Origin of the sequence: Streptomyces sp. R41 (assembly GCF_041053055.1) — a bacterium.
In the GTDB taxonomy this organism is placed as follows: domain Bacteria; phylum Actinomycetota; class Actinomycetes; order Streptomycetales; family Streptomycetaceae; genus Streptomyces.
The window spans coordinates 4045335-4061385 of record NZ_CP163443.1 but is presented as its reverse complement, the minus strand read 5'-3'; the positions used below and the strand labels follow the sequence as shown (position 1 = coordinate 4061385).

Annotated in this window: 14 protein-coding genes and 1 tRNA gene; 5 read left to right on the top strand and 10 right to left on the bottom strand. The window is 70.2% G+C overall.

What is annotated here, in order from left to right:
* Nucleotides 1-497: 497 nt before the first annotated feature.
* Entirely contained in the window at nt 498-2693 is a 2196-nt protein-coding gene (locus AB5J53_RS18665) for an MMPL family transporter (protein WP_369246796.1), read from the bottom strand.
* A gap of 213 nt (nt 2694-2906) precedes the next feature.
* Between AB5J53_RS18665 and AB5J53_RS18660 the strand changes: the two genes are divergently transcribed.
* Entirely contained in the window at nt 2907-3557 is a 651-nt protein-coding gene (locus tag AB5J53_RS18660; RefSeq protein WP_369246795.1) for a TetR/AcrR family transcriptional regulator, read from the top strand.
* Nucleotides 3558-3652: 95 nt separating this feature from the next.
* On the opposite strand, the gene AB5J53_RS18655 is transcribed toward AB5J53_RS18660, so the two are convergent.
* From AB5J53_RS18655 to AB5J53_RS18640, 4 genes are all read right to left on the bottom strand, one after another.
* A complete protein-coding gene (locus AB5J53_RS18655) occupies nt 3653-5083 on the bottom strand; it encodes a GH1 family beta-glucosidase (protein WP_369246794.1) in 1431 nt (476 codons plus the stop codon).
* A gap of 104 nt (nt 5084-5187) precedes the next feature.
* Nucleotides 5188-6096 (bottom strand): carbohydrate ABC transporter permease, encoded by a 909-nt coding sequence (locus AB5J53_RS18650; RefSeq protein WP_369246793.1) that lies wholly within the window; start codon nt 6094-6096, stop codon nt 5188-5190.
* The gene (locus AB5J53_RS18645) at nt 6093-7121 is read right to left on the bottom strand and encodes a carbohydrate ABC transporter permease (protein WP_369246792.1); all 1029 of its coding nucleotides are present in this window, start codon (nt 7119-7121) and stop codon (nt 6093-6095) included. Before AB5J53_RS18645 ends, AB5J53_RS18650 begins: the two co-directional genes overlap by 4 nt.
* Nucleotides 7118-8446, bottom strand: coding sequence for an ABC transporter substrate-binding protein (locus tag AB5J53_RS18640; RefSeq protein ID WP_369246791.1), 1329 nt, complete (start codon nt 8444-8446; stop codon nt 7118-7120). Before AB5J53_RS18640 ends, AB5J53_RS18645 begins: the two co-directional genes overlap by 4 nt.
* 439 nt (nt 8447-8885) lie before the next feature.
* Here AB5J53_RS18640 and AB5J53_RS18635 point away from each other — a divergent pair, with 439 nt between their 5' ends.
* Nucleotides 8886-9941, top strand: a complete 1056-nt coding sequence (locus AB5J53_RS18635) for a LacI family DNA-binding transcriptional regulator (protein ID WP_369246790.1) — start codon at nt 8886-8888, stop codon at nt 9939-9941.
* Here the strand turns inward: AB5J53_RS18635 and AB5J53_RS18630 are convergent.
* Nucleotides 9936-10409, bottom strand: coding sequence for an SMI1/KNR4 family protein (locus tag AB5J53_RS18630; RefSeq protein WP_369246789.1), 474 nt, complete (start codon nt 10407-10409; stop codon nt 9936-9938). The genes AB5J53_RS18635 and AB5J53_RS18630 overlap by 6 nt on opposite strands.
* 30 nt (nt 10410-10439) lie before the next feature.
* On the opposite strand from AB5J53_RS18630, the gene AB5J53_RS18625 reads away from it, so the two are divergent.
* Nucleotides 10440-11267 carry a serine/threonine protein kinase gene (locus tag AB5J53_RS18625; protein ID WP_369246788.1) on the top strand — a complete coding sequence of 276 codons (828 nt, stop codon included), beginning with the start codon at nt 10440-10442 and terminating at the stop codon, nt 11265-11267.
* Nucleotides 11268-11317: 50 nt separating this feature from the next.
* Here AB5J53_RS18625 and AB5J53_RS18620 read toward each other — a convergent pair.
* From AB5J53_RS18620 to AB5J53_RS18605, 4 genes are all read right to left on the bottom strand, one after another.
* Nucleotides 11318-11390: transfer RNA gene (locus AB5J53_RS18620), tRNA-His, on the bottom strand.
* Nucleotides 11391-11496: 106 nt separating this feature from the next.
* Nucleotides 11497-12099 (bottom strand): oligoribonuclease, encoded by a 603-nt coding sequence (orn, locus tag AB5J53_RS18615; RefSeq protein WP_369246787.1) that lies wholly within the window; start codon nt 12097-12099, stop codon nt 11497-11499.
* A 128-nt stretch (nt 12100-12227) separates the two neighbouring features.
* On the bottom strand, nt 12228-13472 hold the full coding sequence (locus AB5J53_RS18610) for a helix-turn-helix domain-containing protein (protein ID WP_369246786.1): 1245 nt from the start codon (nt 13470-13472) through the stop codon (nt 12228-12230).
* Nucleotides 13473-13846: 374 nt separating this feature from the next.
* Nucleotides 13847-14275, bottom strand: coding sequence for a hypothetical protein (locus AB5J53_RS18605; RefSeq protein ID WP_369252312.1), 429 nt, complete (start codon nt 14273-14275; stop codon nt 13847-13849).
* A gap of 428 nt (nt 14276-14703) precedes the next feature.
* Between AB5J53_RS18605 and AB5J53_RS18600 the strand changes: the two genes are divergently transcribed.
* Nucleotides 14704-15231 carry a universal stress protein gene (locus AB5J53_RS18600; RefSeq protein ID WP_054232865.1) on the top strand — a complete coding sequence of 176 codons (528 nt, stop codon included), beginning with the start codon at nt 14704-14706 and terminating at the stop codon, nt 15229-15231.
* 246 nt (nt 15232-15477) lie between these two features.
* Nucleotides 15478-16050 carry an acetate uptake transporter gene (locus AB5J53_RS18595; protein WP_369246785.1) on the top strand — a complete coding sequence of 191 codons (573 nt, stop codon included), beginning with the start codon at nt 15478-15480 and terminating at the stop codon, nt 16048-16050.
* The last annotated feature ends 1 nt before the right edge of the window (nt 16051 follow it).

The window sequence follows — 16051 nt, the reverse complement described above, 5'->3', positions numbered from 1 at the left end:
AACGGGGGTTGCGCGCCCCGGCCGGCTATCCCCCCACCCGGCCGGGGCGCGCTTCGGGTTTGGTTGTGGCCCTGAAGGAGCCGGCGCGGGCGTACGGCTCGCGTGTCACGTACGAGCCGGAGACACTCGCCCTGGCCCGCACGCGTTTCGCCGCGTCCGTGCCGAGGCCTTCCAGGTCCCGATGCTCGTCGGGACCTGCTCCGCCATCGTGGCCGGGTTCATGGACCGGCACGGGCGGCGACCTGCGCCAACTGCTGGGGTGCGCGCCTCGGCCGGCGCTCTCGGTTGCGACGGGGGCCGCGTCCCTCGAGACCGACCGGTCTCAGCAAGCTCAACGCCCGGTGAACAGGCAAGATTTGACGGCCCCGAGGAGTCCGACCAGGGCATCGGGTGTGGTGGTGGCCATCGCGCCGGCGCCCGGGGCGTGTGCGCGCACGGACCAGGCCGCGGCAACGCAACCAGGTCCGAGGTGGGGCGTGGCCTCTGGGTGAGGGCTGTCAGGCCTTGGCCGGCGAACGCTCCTCCGCGCCCTCGGTCAGGCCCAGCCTGCCGTGCACCGCGCGCAGTGGCTTCGGGGCGTACCAGGCCGAGCGGCCCAGGAGCCGCATGGCCGCCGGGACGAGCACCCCGCGCACCGCCACCGCGTCGATCAGGATCGCCAGACCGCTGCCGAGGCCGAACATCTGGATGAAGCTGACGTGGGCCGTGCCGAAGGCGAAGAAGCTCACCGCGAGGAGGCCGGCCGCCATGGTCACGATCCGGCCGGTGTGGGAGAGGCCGCTGGTGACGGCGGTCTCCGTGTCGGCGCCCGCGTCGTGGAGTTCCTTGATGCGGCTGGTGACGAAGACTTCGTAGTCCATGGACAGGCCGAAGGCGATGCAGAACATGAGCACCGTCATGGACGTGTCCATGGGTTGCGGGGTGAAGCCGAGCAGGGAGGCCAGGTGGCCGTCCTGGAAGATCCACACCATGACGCCGATGGCCGCGGTGAGGCTGATGGCGTTGAGGACCAGCGCCCGCAGGGGCTGCACCACGCTTCCGGTGAAGAGGAAGAGGATCAGGAAGGTGGTGCCGGCGACAAGGCCGATGGCGTACGGGAGTCGGTCCGCGATGGATGCCTTGGAGTCGACGAGGCGTGCGTCGGTGCCGCCGACCAGGGCCTCCGTTCCGCCGGGCGCGTCCACCGCCCGTACGGCCTTGACCAGGTCCTGCGCCTCGTCCGACTTGGGCGTCAGGCCGGTGACGACGGTGATGCGCTGGGCGTCGGGACGGCTCAGCGCGGCGGCCGCGGGACCGGGCTGGGCGGACCGGCCGTCGGTGTAGGTACCGGCGGAGGTCTCGACCCGGGCCGCGCCGTGGAGCCGCGAGAGAGCGGTCGCGTATGTGCGCAGGTCGGCCGTGGCGACCGGCCCCGTCGTGACGATCTGCACCGCCGACTCGTCGCTGCCGGTGAAGTCGTGCTGCACCGCGGTGGCGACCTGGCGGCTCTGCGCGCTCTTGGGCAGCACCCGCTCGTCCGGTGTGCCGAAGGTGACGCCGAGCAGCGGACTCGCGGCGAGCAGCAGCACGGCGAGGACCGGCAGTGCGGTCAGGGCGGGCCTGCGCATGACCGTGCGGGACAGCCGGGCCCAAAGGGGGGCCTCGGCGCTCCGTACCGTCTGCGCCCAGGGCAGTCGGCCGTTGTTGATCCGGTGGCCCAGCGCGGCGAGCAGCGCGGGGATCACGAGCAGGGCGCTGACGGCGGCGATGGCCACCACGCCGATGCCCGCGTAGGCGAAGGAGCGCAGGAAGAACTGCGGGAAGACCAGCAGCGCGGCGAGTGCGGCGGCGACGGTCGCGGCGGAGAAGGTGATGGTCCGCCCGGCCGTCCGTACCGTGTGCCGGAGTGCGTCGGGGACGTCGGCTCCCTCGGCGAGGTGCTCGCGGAACCGGCTGATCATCAGCAGCGCGTAGTCGATGCCGAGGCCCAGGCCGAGCGCGGTGGTGAGATTGATCGAGAACACCGACACGTTGGTGAGGCTGCCGAGCACGTAGAGCTCGGCGAAGGTGCCGACGATCGCGATCAGCCCGATGACCAGGGGCAGCAGCGCCGCGACGACGCTGCCGAAGGCGATCACCAGCAGGATCAGGATCAGCGGTACGGCGATCGACTCGGCCACCGCGAGGTCCTTGGCGACCTGTGTGGGCACCTCGTCGCCGACCGCGGCCTCACCGCCGGCCCGCACGGTCAGTCCGTTCCGGTCGCCGGTGTACTCCTTGATGATCAACGAGGCGTTGTCGCCCTGCTCGGTGTCGTCACCCTTCACGTGGGCCAGGACCAGCGCCTGCCGACCGTCCCGGGAGGTCAGTGCCGAGCTGCCGGTGTCCCAGTACGAGATCACGTTCGCCAGGGTGGACTCGCCCTTGAGCCGAGAGGTGAGGGACTGCCCCGCGCGCTCCACGGCGGGGGAGTCGATGCCGCCGCCGTCCTTGTCGGACCGGACCAGCAGGACCAGGTTGCTCTCGCCGCCGAACTTGTCGTCGATGAGCTGCTGCGCGCGGGCCGAGGGCGCGCTCGGATCCTCGAAGCCGCCGCCGAGGAGCTTGCCGAAGGCCCCGAAGCCAATGGCTCCCATGGCGACCACGGCCACCACGGTGAGTGTCAGTACGAGCCGGCTCCGGTGGAGGGCCAGCTCGGCGATGCGGTCGAACACGGTGATCGCCTCCGGATGTGTACGCCGCGATGTTTACGGCGTTAACATCGACACTGGCATAGGAAGTTAACGGCGTCAACATGGAGATGTTAATGGCGTCAACTTCGGGCAGGATGGGGTCATGGATCCCGGAAGGACGGGGGGTGCGGGATCCGCAGGTTCGGTTCATGGATCCCGGCGGGACGGGCTCGGGATTCGGGCAGGATGGGGATCATGGAGTCGATCACGGGCGGCAAGTCCCGCTACCACCACGGCGACCTCCGCAACGCGCTGATCGAGGCCGCAGTCGAACTCGCGGCCGAAGGCGGCCCCGAGCGTGTCGTCCTGCGTGAGGCGGCCCGCAGCGTCGGAGTGTCACCCACCGCCGCGTACCGCCACTTCAACGGCCAAGGAGAACTCCTGGAGGCCGTGAAGATCCACGGCCAGCAGGCGCTCGCCGCCTCGATGTCCGAAGCCGTGCGCGTGCTGCCCGGGCTCGACGACCCGGGTGAGGAAGCCGTGCGCAGGACCGAGGCGATCGGGCGCGGGTATGTCCGGTTCGCCATCGAGCACCCCGGGCTCTACCGCACCGCCTTCTGTCGCACGTCCGCGGCGGAGGAGAGCGACTTCACCGGCCTCGAAGCGCCCGACGGCAGCCCGGAGTTCGCGGCGTTCAGAGAACTCTCGGACACACTCGACACGCTGGTGACCACCGGCCGGATGCGGCCGGAGAACCGGCCCGCGGCCGAGGTCGCCGCCTGGGCGGCCGTCCACGGCCTGTCCCTGCTCATCCTCGACGGACCGCTGGCCCTGCTCCCCGCCGACCAGCGCGATGCGGTGGTCGAGTGCACGCTCACCACCATCGTCGCGGGCCTGACCCGCTGACCGGGGTCCACTCGTCGTGGACGCACACGCACAACCGGGGCGCGGCACCCCCTCAGGTGCCGCGCCCCGCCCCCCGCCATCCCCCGTCACATGGTCTACTCGGCGGCCGCCGGCGGCGGCAGCGTCCCCGTCCGCGCCGCCTGCCCGTACCAGAGGGCGCTCGACTTCGGCGTACGGGTCTGGGTCGCGTAGTCCACGTACACCGCGCCGAAGCGCTTGCCGTAGCCGTACGCCCACTCGAAGTTGTCCATCAGGGACCAGAGGTAGTAGCCGCGGACGTCCGCGCCGTCGGTGATGGCGTGGCGCACCGCGGACAGGTGGCCGTGCAGGTACGCGATCCGCTCGGGGTCGTGGACGCGGCCGTCCGGGTCCGGCTTGTCGTCGTAGGCCGCGCCGTTCTCCGTCACGTACAGCGGAAGGCCCGGCGCCTCCCGCGTGTAGCGCATGATCAGGTCGTGCAGGCCCGTCGGGTCGATCGTCCAGCCCATCTCCGTACGCTCGCCCGGGGTTTGATGGAAGGCGACGTCGTCCGCGCCGGGCCAGGGGGAGTACGAGCTCGCGCCGTGACCATCGGCGCGCGGGCCCGCCGCGGTGGCGTCTGCCGCCGACACCAGCGCCGGCGTGTAGTAGTTGAGGCCGAGCGCGTCGAGCGGCTGGTTGATCGCCGCCAGGTCGCCGTCCAGGACGTACGACCAGTCGGTGACCGACGACGTCGCCGCCAGCAGTGTCTCCGGGTACGCGCCGTGCAGCATCGGGCCGTGGAAGACGCCGTTGGCGAGGTCGTCGATGCGCTGCACCGCCGCCAGGTCCGCCGGGTCCTGCGACAGGGGCCGGACCACCGAGGAGTTGAGGCTCACCGCGACCGTGTTGCGGGCGGGCATCGCGCCGCGCAGGGCGGAAGTGCCGAGCCCGTGCGCCAGGTTCAGGTGGTGTGCCGCCTTCAGCGACGCCGCCGCGTCCGTACGGCCAGGAGCGTGCACCCCGGAGCCGTACCCCAGAAACGCGCTGCACCAGGGCTCGTTGAGGGTGATCCACTGCTCGACGCGGTCGCCCAGCGCGTCGCCGACGATCTGCGCGTACTCGGCGAAGCGCAGCGCCGTGTCCCTCTCCGGCCAGCCGCCCGCGTCCTCCAGCTCCTGCGGGAGATCCCAGTGGTAGAGGGTGACGGCGGGCTTGATGCCGTGGGCGAGGAGCTCGTCGACGAGCCGCCGGTAGAAGTCCAGACCGCGCTGCACGGCGGGCCCGCGCCCCGTCGGCTGCACGCGCGGCCAGGAGACCGAGAAGCGGTACGCCGTCAGGCCCAGCTCCGCCATCAGGGCCACGTCGTCGCGGTAGCGGTGGTAGTGCTCGACGGCCACGTCACCGGTCTCGCCGCCCGCCGTCTTGCCCGGCGTATGGCTGAAGGTGTCCCAGATCGAGGGCGTGCGGCCGTCCTCCCGCACCGCCCCCTCGATCTGGTACGCGGAGGTCGCCGCGCCCCAGAGGAAGGCGGGAGGAAAGGTCACGGGGGTAACGGGCTCAGGCATGGAAGCGCTCCCATTGGGGGTCGTGGAGACCGACGAGTCGGAGGAGGGGAGGGGGAGGAAGGGGGCCGGGGCGGCGATGACCCGGCCCCCTGAAGACGGAAGGGTCAGCCCTTGATCGCGCCCTGCATGATGCCGCCCACGATCTGCTTGCCGAACAGGATGAAGGCGATGAGCAGCGGCAGTGTGCCGAGCAGCGCGCCGGCCATGATCACCGACTGGTCGGGGATGTAGCCGGTGCCGAGGCCGTTCAGGGCCACCTGGACGGTGGGGTTCTGCTGATTGAGCGCGATGATCGGCCAGAGGAAGTCGTTCCAGGCCATCACGAAGGTCAGCAGCCCGAGCACCGCCATCGCAGGCCGCGCCGCCGGGAAGACCACGTGCCATACGACGCGCAGACTGCTCGCTCCGTCGACCCGCGCCGCCTCGATCAGCTCGGTGGGCAGCGCCTGCACCAGGTACTGCCGCATGAAGAACGTGCCGAAGGCGCTCACGAGGGTGGGCAGGATGACCGTCTGCAGCTGGTTGGACCAGCCCAGGTCGCTCATCCACAGGTACAGCGGTACGACGGCCAGCTGCGGCGGGATCATCATCGTGCCGATGGTGAGCAGCAGCAGGGTGCTGGAGAACCTGAACCGCAGCTTGGCGAAGGCGAACCCGGCGAGCGTGGAGAACAGGACCGTACCGAAGGTGATGGTCCCGGCGACGATCACGGAGTTGACCATCGCGGTGCCGAGCCCGGCCTGGTCCCACGCGGTCTGGAGGTTCTTGAACAGGTTCCCGCCGAACCACAGCGGCGGCGGTGTCTGTGCGAGCCGCTCGTTGTTGCGTGAGGCCGCGATCGCGGTCCACAGCAGCGGCGCCAGCGAGACCAGCGCGAGAACCGTCAGGACGACATAGGTGACCGGGCCCGCGTGCAGCTGCTTGCCCGCGCCGAGCATGCGGCGACGTCCGGACCTCCCGCCGTCCGCGCGGCTCCCCTTCGCCTCGGGGAGCGTCAGTTCACTTGTGGTCATTGGGATTTCCTCAGCCGTCGGGTGATCAGAAGATTGATCGCGGCGACGATCAGCAGGATCAGGAACATCGTCCAGGCGATCGCGGACGCCTTACCGAGGTTGCCGATGCCCCAGCCCTGGTCGTACATGTACAGGCCGAGCGTCTGGTACTGGTGCGCGGAGCCGCCCTTCGAGCCGCTCACCCCGCCGAACAGCAGGGGCTCACCGAAGAGCTGGGTCGCGCCGATCGTGGAGACCACCACCGTGAACAGGATCGTCGGCCGGAGCATCGGGACCGTCACATGGCGGAACTGCTGCCAGCGGCCCGCCCCGTCGAGTGCGGCCGACTCGTACAGATCGGTGGGGATCGCCTGCATCGCCGCCAGATAGATCAGCGCGTTGTAGCCGGTCCACCGCCAGATCACGATCGAGGAGACGGCGAACTGACCGCCCCAGTCGGACTCGCGCCAGTTGATCGGGTCGACCCCGACGAAGTGCAGCAGCCAGTTGATCATGCCGCCGTCCCACGAGTACAGCAACGTGAAGACCAGCGTCGCCGCCGCCACCGAGGTGGCGTACGGGGTGAGCATCACGACCCGCCACACGGTCGAGCCGCGCAGCCGGTAGTTGAGCAGATGCGCGATCCCGATCGCCATGACCAGCTGCGGCACCGTCGAGATCACACCGATGGTGAAGGTGTTCTCCAGGGCGTTCCAGAAGAACTCCGAGGACAGCAGGTTCTGGTAGTTGTCCAGGCCCACCCAGGTCTGGTGGTCCAGGCCGGACAACTGCACGTTGTGCAGCGAGTACCAGGCCGTGTACAGCAGCGGCACGAGCCCGAAGGCCCCGAAGACGATGAAGAACGGGGCGATGAACGCGTACGGCGACGCCTTCATGTCCCAGCGGTACAGCCGGCTGCGCCAGGAGCTCGTGCCCGGGGGCGGCGTACCGCGACCGTGAGCGCGGCGGGCCGCGCCCGGCTGGTCACCGGGCGCGGCGTCGGCGCTCGGCGCGGTCTGCGCGAGAGCCTGCTTGGAGCTGGTCACTGGCCGAGCACGTCCTTGATCTCCGACTTGGCCGCGTTCCAGCCCTGGTCAGGGGTCTTGCCCTTCTGCTCGACCTGAAGGATGCCGACGTCGGTGATGGCCGTGCCGATCGGCTGGTCCTTCGCGCCGAAGATCTGCGTCGGGATGGTCTTCGCCGAGTCGGAGAAGATCTGCGTGATCGGCGCGTCCGAGAAGTACGCCGTGGTGTCGGCCTGCGGCTTCAGGCTCGCGTAAGCCGACGGGGTCGACGGGAAGCTCGCCTGCTTGCCGAAGACCTTGGCCTGCTGCTCGGGGGCGGTCAGCCACTTCGCCAGCGCGACGGCCTCCTTCTGGTGCTTGCCCGCCGTCGGCACGCCGATGAACGAACCGCCCCAGTTGGACGCTGTCGGAGCCGCCGCCACGTCCCACTTGCCCTTGCCCGACGCACCGGACTTCTGCTCGATGTAGCCGATCATCCACGCCGGGCAGGCCACCGTCGCGAAGGTGCCCTTGGCGTAGCCCTGGTCCCACGTCGGGTCGAACTGCTTCAGCTTCGCCGACATGTTGCTGGTCGCGACCTCCATCGCGGTGTTCCAGGACTTCTTCACGCCCGAGGACTTGTCCCAGATGACGTTGCCGTCCTTGTCGTAGTACCGCTCGCTCTCGCCGCCGAGGGCCGCGTTGTAGACCGAGGAGGCGGAGTCCACGAACTTGGTGCCGCTCGGCGCCTTCTTCATGTAGTCCTTGCCGAGGTCTACGTACTTGGACCAGTCGCCCTTCCACTGCTCGGCGAGCTTGGTGCGGTCCGTCTCCAGGCCGGCCTTCTGGAACAGGTCCTTGCGGTAGCAGATCGCCATCGGGCCGATGTCGGTGCCGAGCCCGATCAGCTTGCCGTCCTTGGTGGTGGCCTGGGCGTTCTTCCAGTCCAGCCACTGGGACTTGTCGACGTCCTTGCCGAGGTCGACGAACTTGTCGGCCTGCGTCTGCACGGCCTCGGTGATGTTGCCGACTTCGATCGCCTGGATGTCGTCGGTGCCGGAACCGGCCTGCAGACGGGTGAGCGTCTTGGGCCAGTACACGTCGGTACGGGTGGTGACGTTCTCCTTGATGGTGATGTCCGGGTGGAGCTTCATGTACTCGTCGTAGAGGCCGGCCTGCTTGTAGCCGAAGACACCGAAGGTGCCGATGGTCAGCGTGGTCTTGCCACCGCCGCCCTTGCCGCCGCCGTCCGAGTTCGACGAGCCGTCATCCGAGTCGTTGGCGCAGCCGGCCAGCAGCCCTGTGGTCAGCGCGGCGACGGCCGCGAGGGCCCCCAGCCTGCGGGACCGACGGGTACTCGTGCGCATTGCGTCCTCCTGTTGCCTGACGTGCCGACCCCCCGGCCAACTGCTCTGTTGGGCCCGTTGTTTCTCGCTGCGGCTCGGGCGGGGAACGTGCGGGATGTGTATGTGTCAGGTACTGTGGGAGCGCTCCCACAGGTGATGTGTTGAAGAGTCGTCGGTCCGGGCGGGGGTGTCAAGGGTGGAGGCGCGGAGATATGTCTTCAGTTATCGGCCTGTTAGCTAGGTGAAGTCTTTTAGCCTGTCCGGCATTTGAGGACAAGCGCGTCGGCACGATACGGAGGTCTGGGGGCGCTGCATCCATGAGCGGCTCCACCGCGGGCTCCAAGTACGGGCAGGGCAGCGGCGGGGGCGAAAACACCCCATGGCGGTCGCAGCCCCCGGCCGGTGCCGGGAAACGACTGTTAGATTCCAGGCCACACGCGGTGTCGACGGGAGGCGGACCATGGCAGGCCACGGAGCGCGGGGCCGGAGCGGGGGGCGGCCGACGCTTGAGGAGGTCGCCGCGCGGGCCGGAGTGGGCCGCGGGACGGTGTCCCGGGTGATCAACGGCTCCCCGCGGGTCAGCGACGCGACCCGCGCCGCCGTCGAGGCGGCCGTCGCGGAACTCGGCTACGTCCCCAACACGGCGGCCCGAGCCCTCGCCGCCAACCGCACGGACGCCATCGCCCTGGTCGTCCCCGAACCGGAGACCCGCTTCTTCGCCGAACCGTACTTCTCGGACATGCTCCGGGGCGTGGGGGCCGAGCTCTCCGACACCGAGATGCAACTGCTCCTGATCTTCGCGGGCAGCGACAGGGAGAGGCAGCGGCTGGCCCAGTACCTGGCGGCGCACCGCGTGGACGGCGTCCTGCTCGTCTCCGTCCACGCGAACGACCCTCTCCCCGACCTCCTCTCCCAGCTGGAGATCCCGGCGGTGATCAGCGGCCGCCGCTCCGCGGACGAGACGCTGCCGTCCGTCGACTCCGACAACTACGGCGGAGGCCGCGCGGCCGTCGAGCACCTGATCGCCCAGGGCCGCCGCAGGATCGTGCACCTCGCAGGCCGCCTCGACGTCTTCGGCGCCCAGCGCCGAGTCGACGGCTACCGCGAGGCGCTGCTCGACGCGGGCCGTGAGGCCGACGACCGGCTGATCGTTCCCGGCGACTTCACGGAGGACGGCGGCCGCCGCGCGATGACCCTGCTCCTGGAGCGCTGCCCCGACCTCGACGCGGTCTTCGCCGGCTCCGACGTCATGGCGGCCGGCGCCCGCCAGGTGCTGCGCGAGGCGGGTCGCCGCATACCGGACGACGTGGCACTGATCGGCTACGACGACTCCGCCATCGCCCGGCACATGGACCCGCCGCTGACCAGCGTCCGCCAGCCGATCGAGGAGATGGGCCGCGCGATGATCGATCTCCTCCTCGGCGAGATCGCGGACCGCCGCCCGGCGGTGTCGCGGGGGCTGGAGAAGCGGCAGCTGGTGCTGCCCGCGGAGCTGGTGGTGCGCGCTTCTTCATGAGGTGCCGGGTGCCGGAAGGCGCCGTGTGTCCGTCCACCGGTACCAGTCGTCCCCGTAGGCGGTGAGCGCCCGTCCGAGGTAGTCCCGCAGGTCCCGGGCGACCCACCGCCGACTGTCGTCCTCGTGATCCCATACGAAGATGTCCGCGCGCGGCGGCGTCCGCACGAACGCGAACTGATCACCGCCGCCGTTGTCGCCGAAGAACAGCAGGGGCTCGAAGGGCATGTACAGCCCGGCGAACGACGGGTCCGACCGAAAGAGAAGATTCCGCTCGACGATCTGCTGCAGCGACCAGACGACGTCGACCCCGTACGGATCCACGATGCCGTTCGTCTCCCGGAGCAGCCCGGTCAACTCGGCGGGCAGCCGACACCCCAGCCGCAGCTCTGTGTCGGCCGGCGCGTCCGCCCCGACGGGATCCCTGAACTTCGCCTCGACCGCCACCTCACCCGCCGCGTCTTTCCACATGACGGCACCCTGGTGAGGCACTCTGGCGACATGGTCCTGCACCCCTTGCTGGGAATCGACGAAGTGCCCGCCGTGGAGCCGTATTTGGGTCGGGTGGGCGAGGTGTTCAGGGCGTTCGGGGAGCAGGACTCGGGGTGCGTGTCGTACGGGGTGCGGCTGCTCGACGGGGCGCGTTGGTTCGTCAAGGAGGCGGTCACGGATCGCGCGCGCCACTCGCTCGCGCGCGGCTGGGCCTTCCACCGGGCCGTACGGCACTCGGCGATCGTCCCGCAGGTCCACCGGATCGCCGTACGGGGTGGCGGCTGGGCGGTGGTGATGCCCTGGCGGGAGGGCGAGGTGCTGTACCACGCCACTCGGGGCGGCTCCCGCGGCCGCACGAGCCCGGACAGCCCGATGGCCCGCTTCCGCGCCCTGCCGACGGGCCGCGTACTGCGCGCCTTCGACCGGATCCTGGACGCCCATCTCGCGGTGGAGGCCGCCGGCCATGTCGCGGTCGACTTCTACGACGGCGCCCTCCTGTACGACTTCGCCCGCGACGCGATCCACCTGGTCGACCTCGACGAGTACCGTCCGGGCCCGTTCGTCCTGGAGGAAGAACGCCTGCCGGGCTCACGGCGCTTCATGGCCCCCGAGGAGTTCGTCCGCGGCGCGGTCATCGACACCCGCACGACCGTCTTCACCCTGGGCCGCACCGCCCGCCTCCTCCTGGACGCGGGTGACGAGGAACGCGCCTGGCGCGGCACCCCGGCCCAGCAGACGGTGATCGTCCGCGCCACGCGCACCGACCCGGCCGACCGCTTCGAGAACGTCCACGACTTCGCGACGGCCTGGCGAGCCGCCGAGGGACGTCGGCCGTGACACGAAACAGGGCCCGGCCTGCTGTCGCAGGCCGGGCCCTGTTCATCAAGGGTGAGTGACGGGACTTGAACCCGCGACATCCTGGACCACAACCAGGTGCTCTACCAGCTGAGCTACACCCACCACGACCGGTCTTGGTTTCCCTGACCGGCCGAGAAAAAGTGTACAGGGTCCGAAGGGGTGCTCGCGCACGGCTTTTGTGGGGGCCCGGGCGGGCCCCGGCAAAAGCCTATTCGGCGGGCAGGACGTGCTTCGCCGCGATGGTGCGGGCGGTGTCCGAGTCGGGGCCGGGCTGGGGGACGAAGATCGCCTCGCGGTAGTAGCGGAGCTCGACGATGGACTCGCGGATGTCGGCGAGGGCGCGGTGGTTGCCGTTCTTCTCCGGGCTGTTGAAGTACGCCCGGGGGTACCAGCGGCGGGCCAGCTCCTTGATGGAGGAGACGTCCACGATGCGGTAGTGGAGGTAGTCCTCGAGGGTGGGCATGTCGCGCAGCAGGAAGCCGCGGTCGGTGCCCACCGAGTTTCCGCAGAGCGGGGCCTTGCCCGGCTCCTTGACGTGCTCACGTACGTAGGAGAGGACCTGCTCCTCGGCGTCCGCCAGGGTCGTGCCCGCGGCCAGCTCGTCGAGGAGGCCGGAGGCGGTGTGCATCTGGCGCACCACGTCCGGCATCGTCTCCAGCGCGGCGTCCGGCGGGCGGATCACGATGTCCACGCCTTCGCCGAGTACGTTCAGCTCCGAGTCGGTGACCAGCGCGGCCACCTCGATGAGCGCGTCATCCGACAGCGAGAGCCCGGTCATCTCGCAGTCGATCCACACCATGCGATCGTTCATGTGTCTCACCCTACGGCTCGCTCCGGCCGACTGGACCCGCCCGTGCGCCCGGGCGAGGGCTCGTACCACGGGAGAAGGGGCCCGCGCCCATGGCGCGGACCCCTTTCCCTTCTCGCACTACGGCCGTACTACGGCGCGCTCCGCTGCCCCGGCAGGCTGGGCCTGCCCGCCGCGTACAGCTCCGGGCCGGGCTTGCCCGTGTCCGTGGAGAGAGACGCCGACGATGCGGACGGGCCGAGGGCGCTGGCCGCCGCCGTGCGGCGGGTCTGCATCGGGACCGGGCTCTCCTGGGGCAGCGCGGGTGGTGGACCGGCCGGCCCCGGGGAGCCGTCCGCCTCCGGCGAACGGTCGGACTGCGGCCTGCGGGCCCGGTACGCCGCCCGGTACGCGGCCGGGGACGATCCGAGCTGGCGCCGGAAGTGACCCCGCAGCGCGACCGGCGAGCGGAAGCCGCAGCGGCCCGCGACCTCGTCGACCGAGTAGTCGGAGGTCTCCAGGAGGCGCTGTGCCTGCAGGACGCGCTGGGTGATCAGCCACTGCAGAGGAGCGCTCCCCGTGAGCGAGCGGAACCGGCGGTCGAAGGTGCGGCGGCTCATGTACGCGCGTGCCGCCAGGGTCTCGACGTCGAACTGCTCGTGGAGGTGCTCCAGCGCCCAGGCGACGACCTCCGCGAGGGGGTCGGCGCCGATCTCCTCCGGTAAAGATCGATCGAGGTAGCGCTCCTGACCGCCGCTGCGGCGTGGCGGGACCACCAGACGCCGGGCCAGCGCGCCCGCCGCCTCGTTGCCGTGGTCCGTCCGCACGATGTGGAGGCAGAGATCGATTCCGGCCGCCGTACCCGCCGATGTCAGGACGTCTCCGTCGTCCACGAAGAGCTCTCGTGGGTCGACGTGCACCGACGGGTAGCGCTTGGCCAGCGTCGGTGCGTACATCCAGTGGGTCGTCGCCGGTCGGCCGTCCAGCAGGCCTGCCGCCGCCAGGACGAAGGCGCCGGTGCACAGCCCGACTATGCGGGCGCCCTCCTCGTGCGCACGGCGCAGTGCGTCGAGCGCTTCCTCCGGTGGCGGCGAGGTGATCGACCGCCAGGCGGGCACGACCACCGTGCCTGCCCTGGAGATCGCTTCCAGGCCATGTGGTGCGGTGAGTTCCAGGCCCCCTGTGGTCCGCAGTGGGCCTTCCTCGCCGGCGCATACCAAGAGTCGATAGCGCGGCACGCCGGCGTCCTGGCGGTCAATCCCGAACACCGACAGCGGTATGGAACTCTCGAAGATGGGGCCGCCGCTGAACAGCAGCACCGCGACGATCTCCTTGCGGCGTCGCCCGGAAAGTTTCCGGGCCGCGGCTTCCGGCGCGGCAGTGGAGTCGTGGCTCATACTGCTAAGCCCCCCTCGGTGGTCGCGGCTCCTCGGTTGTGTCGCTCCTGCACGTTTCCCCTCGGTCCTGCACGAGTCCCCCGCCGTAAGACAAGATCGAATCTACTGTGTCCTGTGGCGCCAAGGTGACCAGTTCTCCACTCGGCGGAATGTCGACATGGCAACTTGGCGTGAAGCATTCGATCACGAAGCGTTGCACTCGCGGGCCGTGCAGGGAAGTGCGCCTCGTCGCAGTGGCCAATCCACGTAGGGTGCGCGCGCCCCCTGTGGCCCTTTCAGCGCAGGTCGAACGGGGGTTGGAGGGTCGTTCGACCAAGGGATGCGCGATATGCAGAAGTTGGCTGAAAAGAAGCGGGCGCGTGCGCGTGAACCGGTCAGTCGACCGGCTTGTTTCCCCCACCGTGCCGACCACCTCTGTGAGCCCCCGCGCCACTGCGGGCGTGCGCGCCGCCCGCGGCGCCCGCGCCACTCCTGCCGCGCCCGGTGCCCATGACGCCCGCGCCGCCCCTGCCGTGCGCGCCGCCCATGACGCCCGCGCTGTCCCTGACGTGCGCGCCGCCCGTGACGCCCGCGCTGTCCCTGACGTGCCGGCCGCGCTGCGGGGCCCGCTCCTCGGCCCGCAGTTGCGCCGCGCCCCGCTCGGACTGCCTCAGCAGCACCCGGCAGGCCCCGGTGACGGCCGCCAGGCCCAGGGCCGTACCGGCCGCACCGGCCAGCGAGGTGCCGTACCAGAGGAGCACCACCGGGACGAGGACACAGCTGAAGGCCGCCCAGCGCACCACGGCGCTTGCCGTGTCCGGCACGGGGGGTGGCGCGGAGTGGGCTCCGGGGGAGTGGTGGGGCGCGGTCTCGGGTCCGGGCACGTTGTGCTCCCTAGTACTCCAGTGCTCTCCATGCTCTCCATGGCGGTGGCTCACCGGTTCAACGCGTGTTCGACCGGCCGGTCACTGCCTGGCCACCGGTGTACGACGACGAAAGGCCCCCTTCCCGCGAGGAAAGGCTCCGTCCCTGGGTGAACCCTGTGCAAACCGCCTGTACGGGGCAGCAACCATTGCGTTACGGGCGCCCTCTCATGCATGCTCCGGGGAACGCCGCACAGCGCGCGCGGGATCTGGGCAGAGGAGGCGTGCCGCCGTACCCTTGGGGGTATGGGGTTGGGAAGATGATTCCCGGACACAGCTCTGCCGATCGTTGTCGTCCCCACCACGAGGATCCAAACGCCGAGATACCCATGGCCGGTCACGAATTCTTCGATCCCGCGGACCGCAAGCGCCCGCTCGCCGATCCCACGGCGGCCGAGCCCCTGGCGGCGGAAGAACCCCGCCAGTCCTGCGATCCCGCCTTCAAGCATGGCGTCGTCGTCGGTTTCGACGGCTCTACGTCCAGCGAGCGCGCCCTCGCCTACGCGATCGGGATGGCCCACCGCTCCGGCTCGGGCCTGATCATCGTGCATGTCGCCAACCGGCTGCCCACCACGGTGTGGGCCGGCTGTGAGCCACCGGTCTTTGTCGACGTGCCGGACCACCGCACCGAGGTGCTCGGACTCGAACTCGCCTGTGCCGAATATCTGGCCGAGGTGCCGTGGATCCTCGTCGAGCGCGGCGGTGACATCTGTCACGAACTCGAAGAGGTGGGGCGGGAGTACGAGGCGGACGCGATCGTCGTCGGCTCCACGCACGGCATCGTCGGGCGCATCTTCGGCTCGGTGGCCGGACGCCTCGCCAAGCGCGCGCAGCGCCCGGTGATCGTCATTCCGTGATCCACCCAGTGATCGTCGCCCCGTGATCCACGCGGTCCGACGTTCCTGAGGTGTTGTCATTCCGTAACTCGACGTTGTCCCAGGTGAGATGAGCCGTGGGCAGGGTCAACTCCCTTTTGCCGCAGCGCAAATCTACTCGCGCGTAGAGGTGGTTTGTGCCCTTGTGAAGGGTACATACCGGTCGCCGGACCAACCGCACGGCCGGTACCACGCAGCACAACTGCACATGCATGAAGGGAGCCCGCCGTGGACAATGACGTCTCTGCGGGAAGCACCACAACATCGACCCTCGGCCAACTCGCGCTCGGACTCACCCTGCTGGCCTTCGGCCTCGGTCACACCGAAGTGATCGACGGCGTCACAGCGGCGGATTCCGTCTCTCTCGCCACCTACGTCGGTGGCATCGCGCTCTTCGTCGCCGGTCTGTTCGCCTTCCGCGACCGTGACGCCTTCACCGGTACGGCCTTCTCCGCACTCGGCGCGCTCTGGTTCACCTGGGGCGTCACGTCCGACGCGCAGGTCTCCGCCAACGCGGCCGGTCTCTTCCTGCTCCTGTTCGCGCTCGTCGCACTCAGCCTGACGGTCGCGGCCTCCGGCGCCTCGACGCTCGCACGAGGCACGTACGGGCTGCTCTTCGTGGCCCTTCTCCTGCTGGCCATCGGGCAGTTCGGCGACTCCAGCGGTCTCGCCAAGGTCGCGGGCTGGTTCGCCGCGGCCGGTGGGCTGCTGGCCTGGTACGGGGCCACGGCGGCGCTCGCCAACTGGCCCACCGCACTGCCCGGACGCGCCGCCGGCCGGGGGGTGACGGCCACCGGCTGAA

Excerpts from the sequence above, each read along its gene's own strand:
- AB5J53_RS18650 (WP_369246793.1), bottom strand. The coding sequence starts at position 6,096 with ATGACCACAAGTGAACTGACGCTCCCCGAGGCGAAGGGGAGCCGCGCG.
- AB5J53_RS18655 (WP_369246794.1), bottom strand. The coding sequence starts at position 5,083 with ATGCCTGAGCCCGTTACCCCCGTGACCTTTCCTCCCGCCTTCCTCTGG.
- AB5J53_RS18635 (WP_369246790.1), top strand. The coding sequence starts at position 8,886 with ATGGCAGGCCACGGAGCGCGGGGCCGGAGCGGGGGGCGGCCGACGCTT.
- orn (WP_369246787.1), bottom strand. The coding sequence starts at position 12,099 with ATGAACGATCGCATGGTGTGGATCGACTGCGAGATGACCGGGCTCTCG.
- AB5J53_RS18660 (WP_369246795.1), top strand. The coding sequence starts at position 2,907 with ATGGAGTCGATCACGGGCGGCAAGTCCCGCTACCACCACGGCGACCTC.
- AB5J53_RS18640 (WP_369246791.1), bottom strand. The coding sequence starts at position 8,446 with ATGCGCACGAGTACCCGTCGGTCCCGCAGGCTGGGGGCCCTCGCGGCC.
- AB5J53_RS18600 (WP_054232865.1), top strand. The coding sequence starts at position 14,704 with ATGGCCGGTCACGAATTCTTCGATCCCGCGGACCGCAAGCGCCCGCTC.
- AB5J53_RS18625 (WP_369246788.1), top strand. The coding sequence starts at position 10,440 with ATGGTCCTGCACCCCTTGCTGGGAATCGACGAAGTGCCCGCCGTGGAG.
- AB5J53_RS18630 (WP_369246789.1), bottom strand. The coding sequence starts at position 10,409 with ATGTGGAAAGACGCGGCGGGTGAGGTGGCGGTCGAGGCGAAGTTCAGG.
- AB5J53_RS18610 (WP_369246786.1), bottom strand. The coding sequence starts at position 13,472 with ATGAGCCACGACTCCACTGCCGCGCCGGAAGCCGCGGCCCGGAAACTT.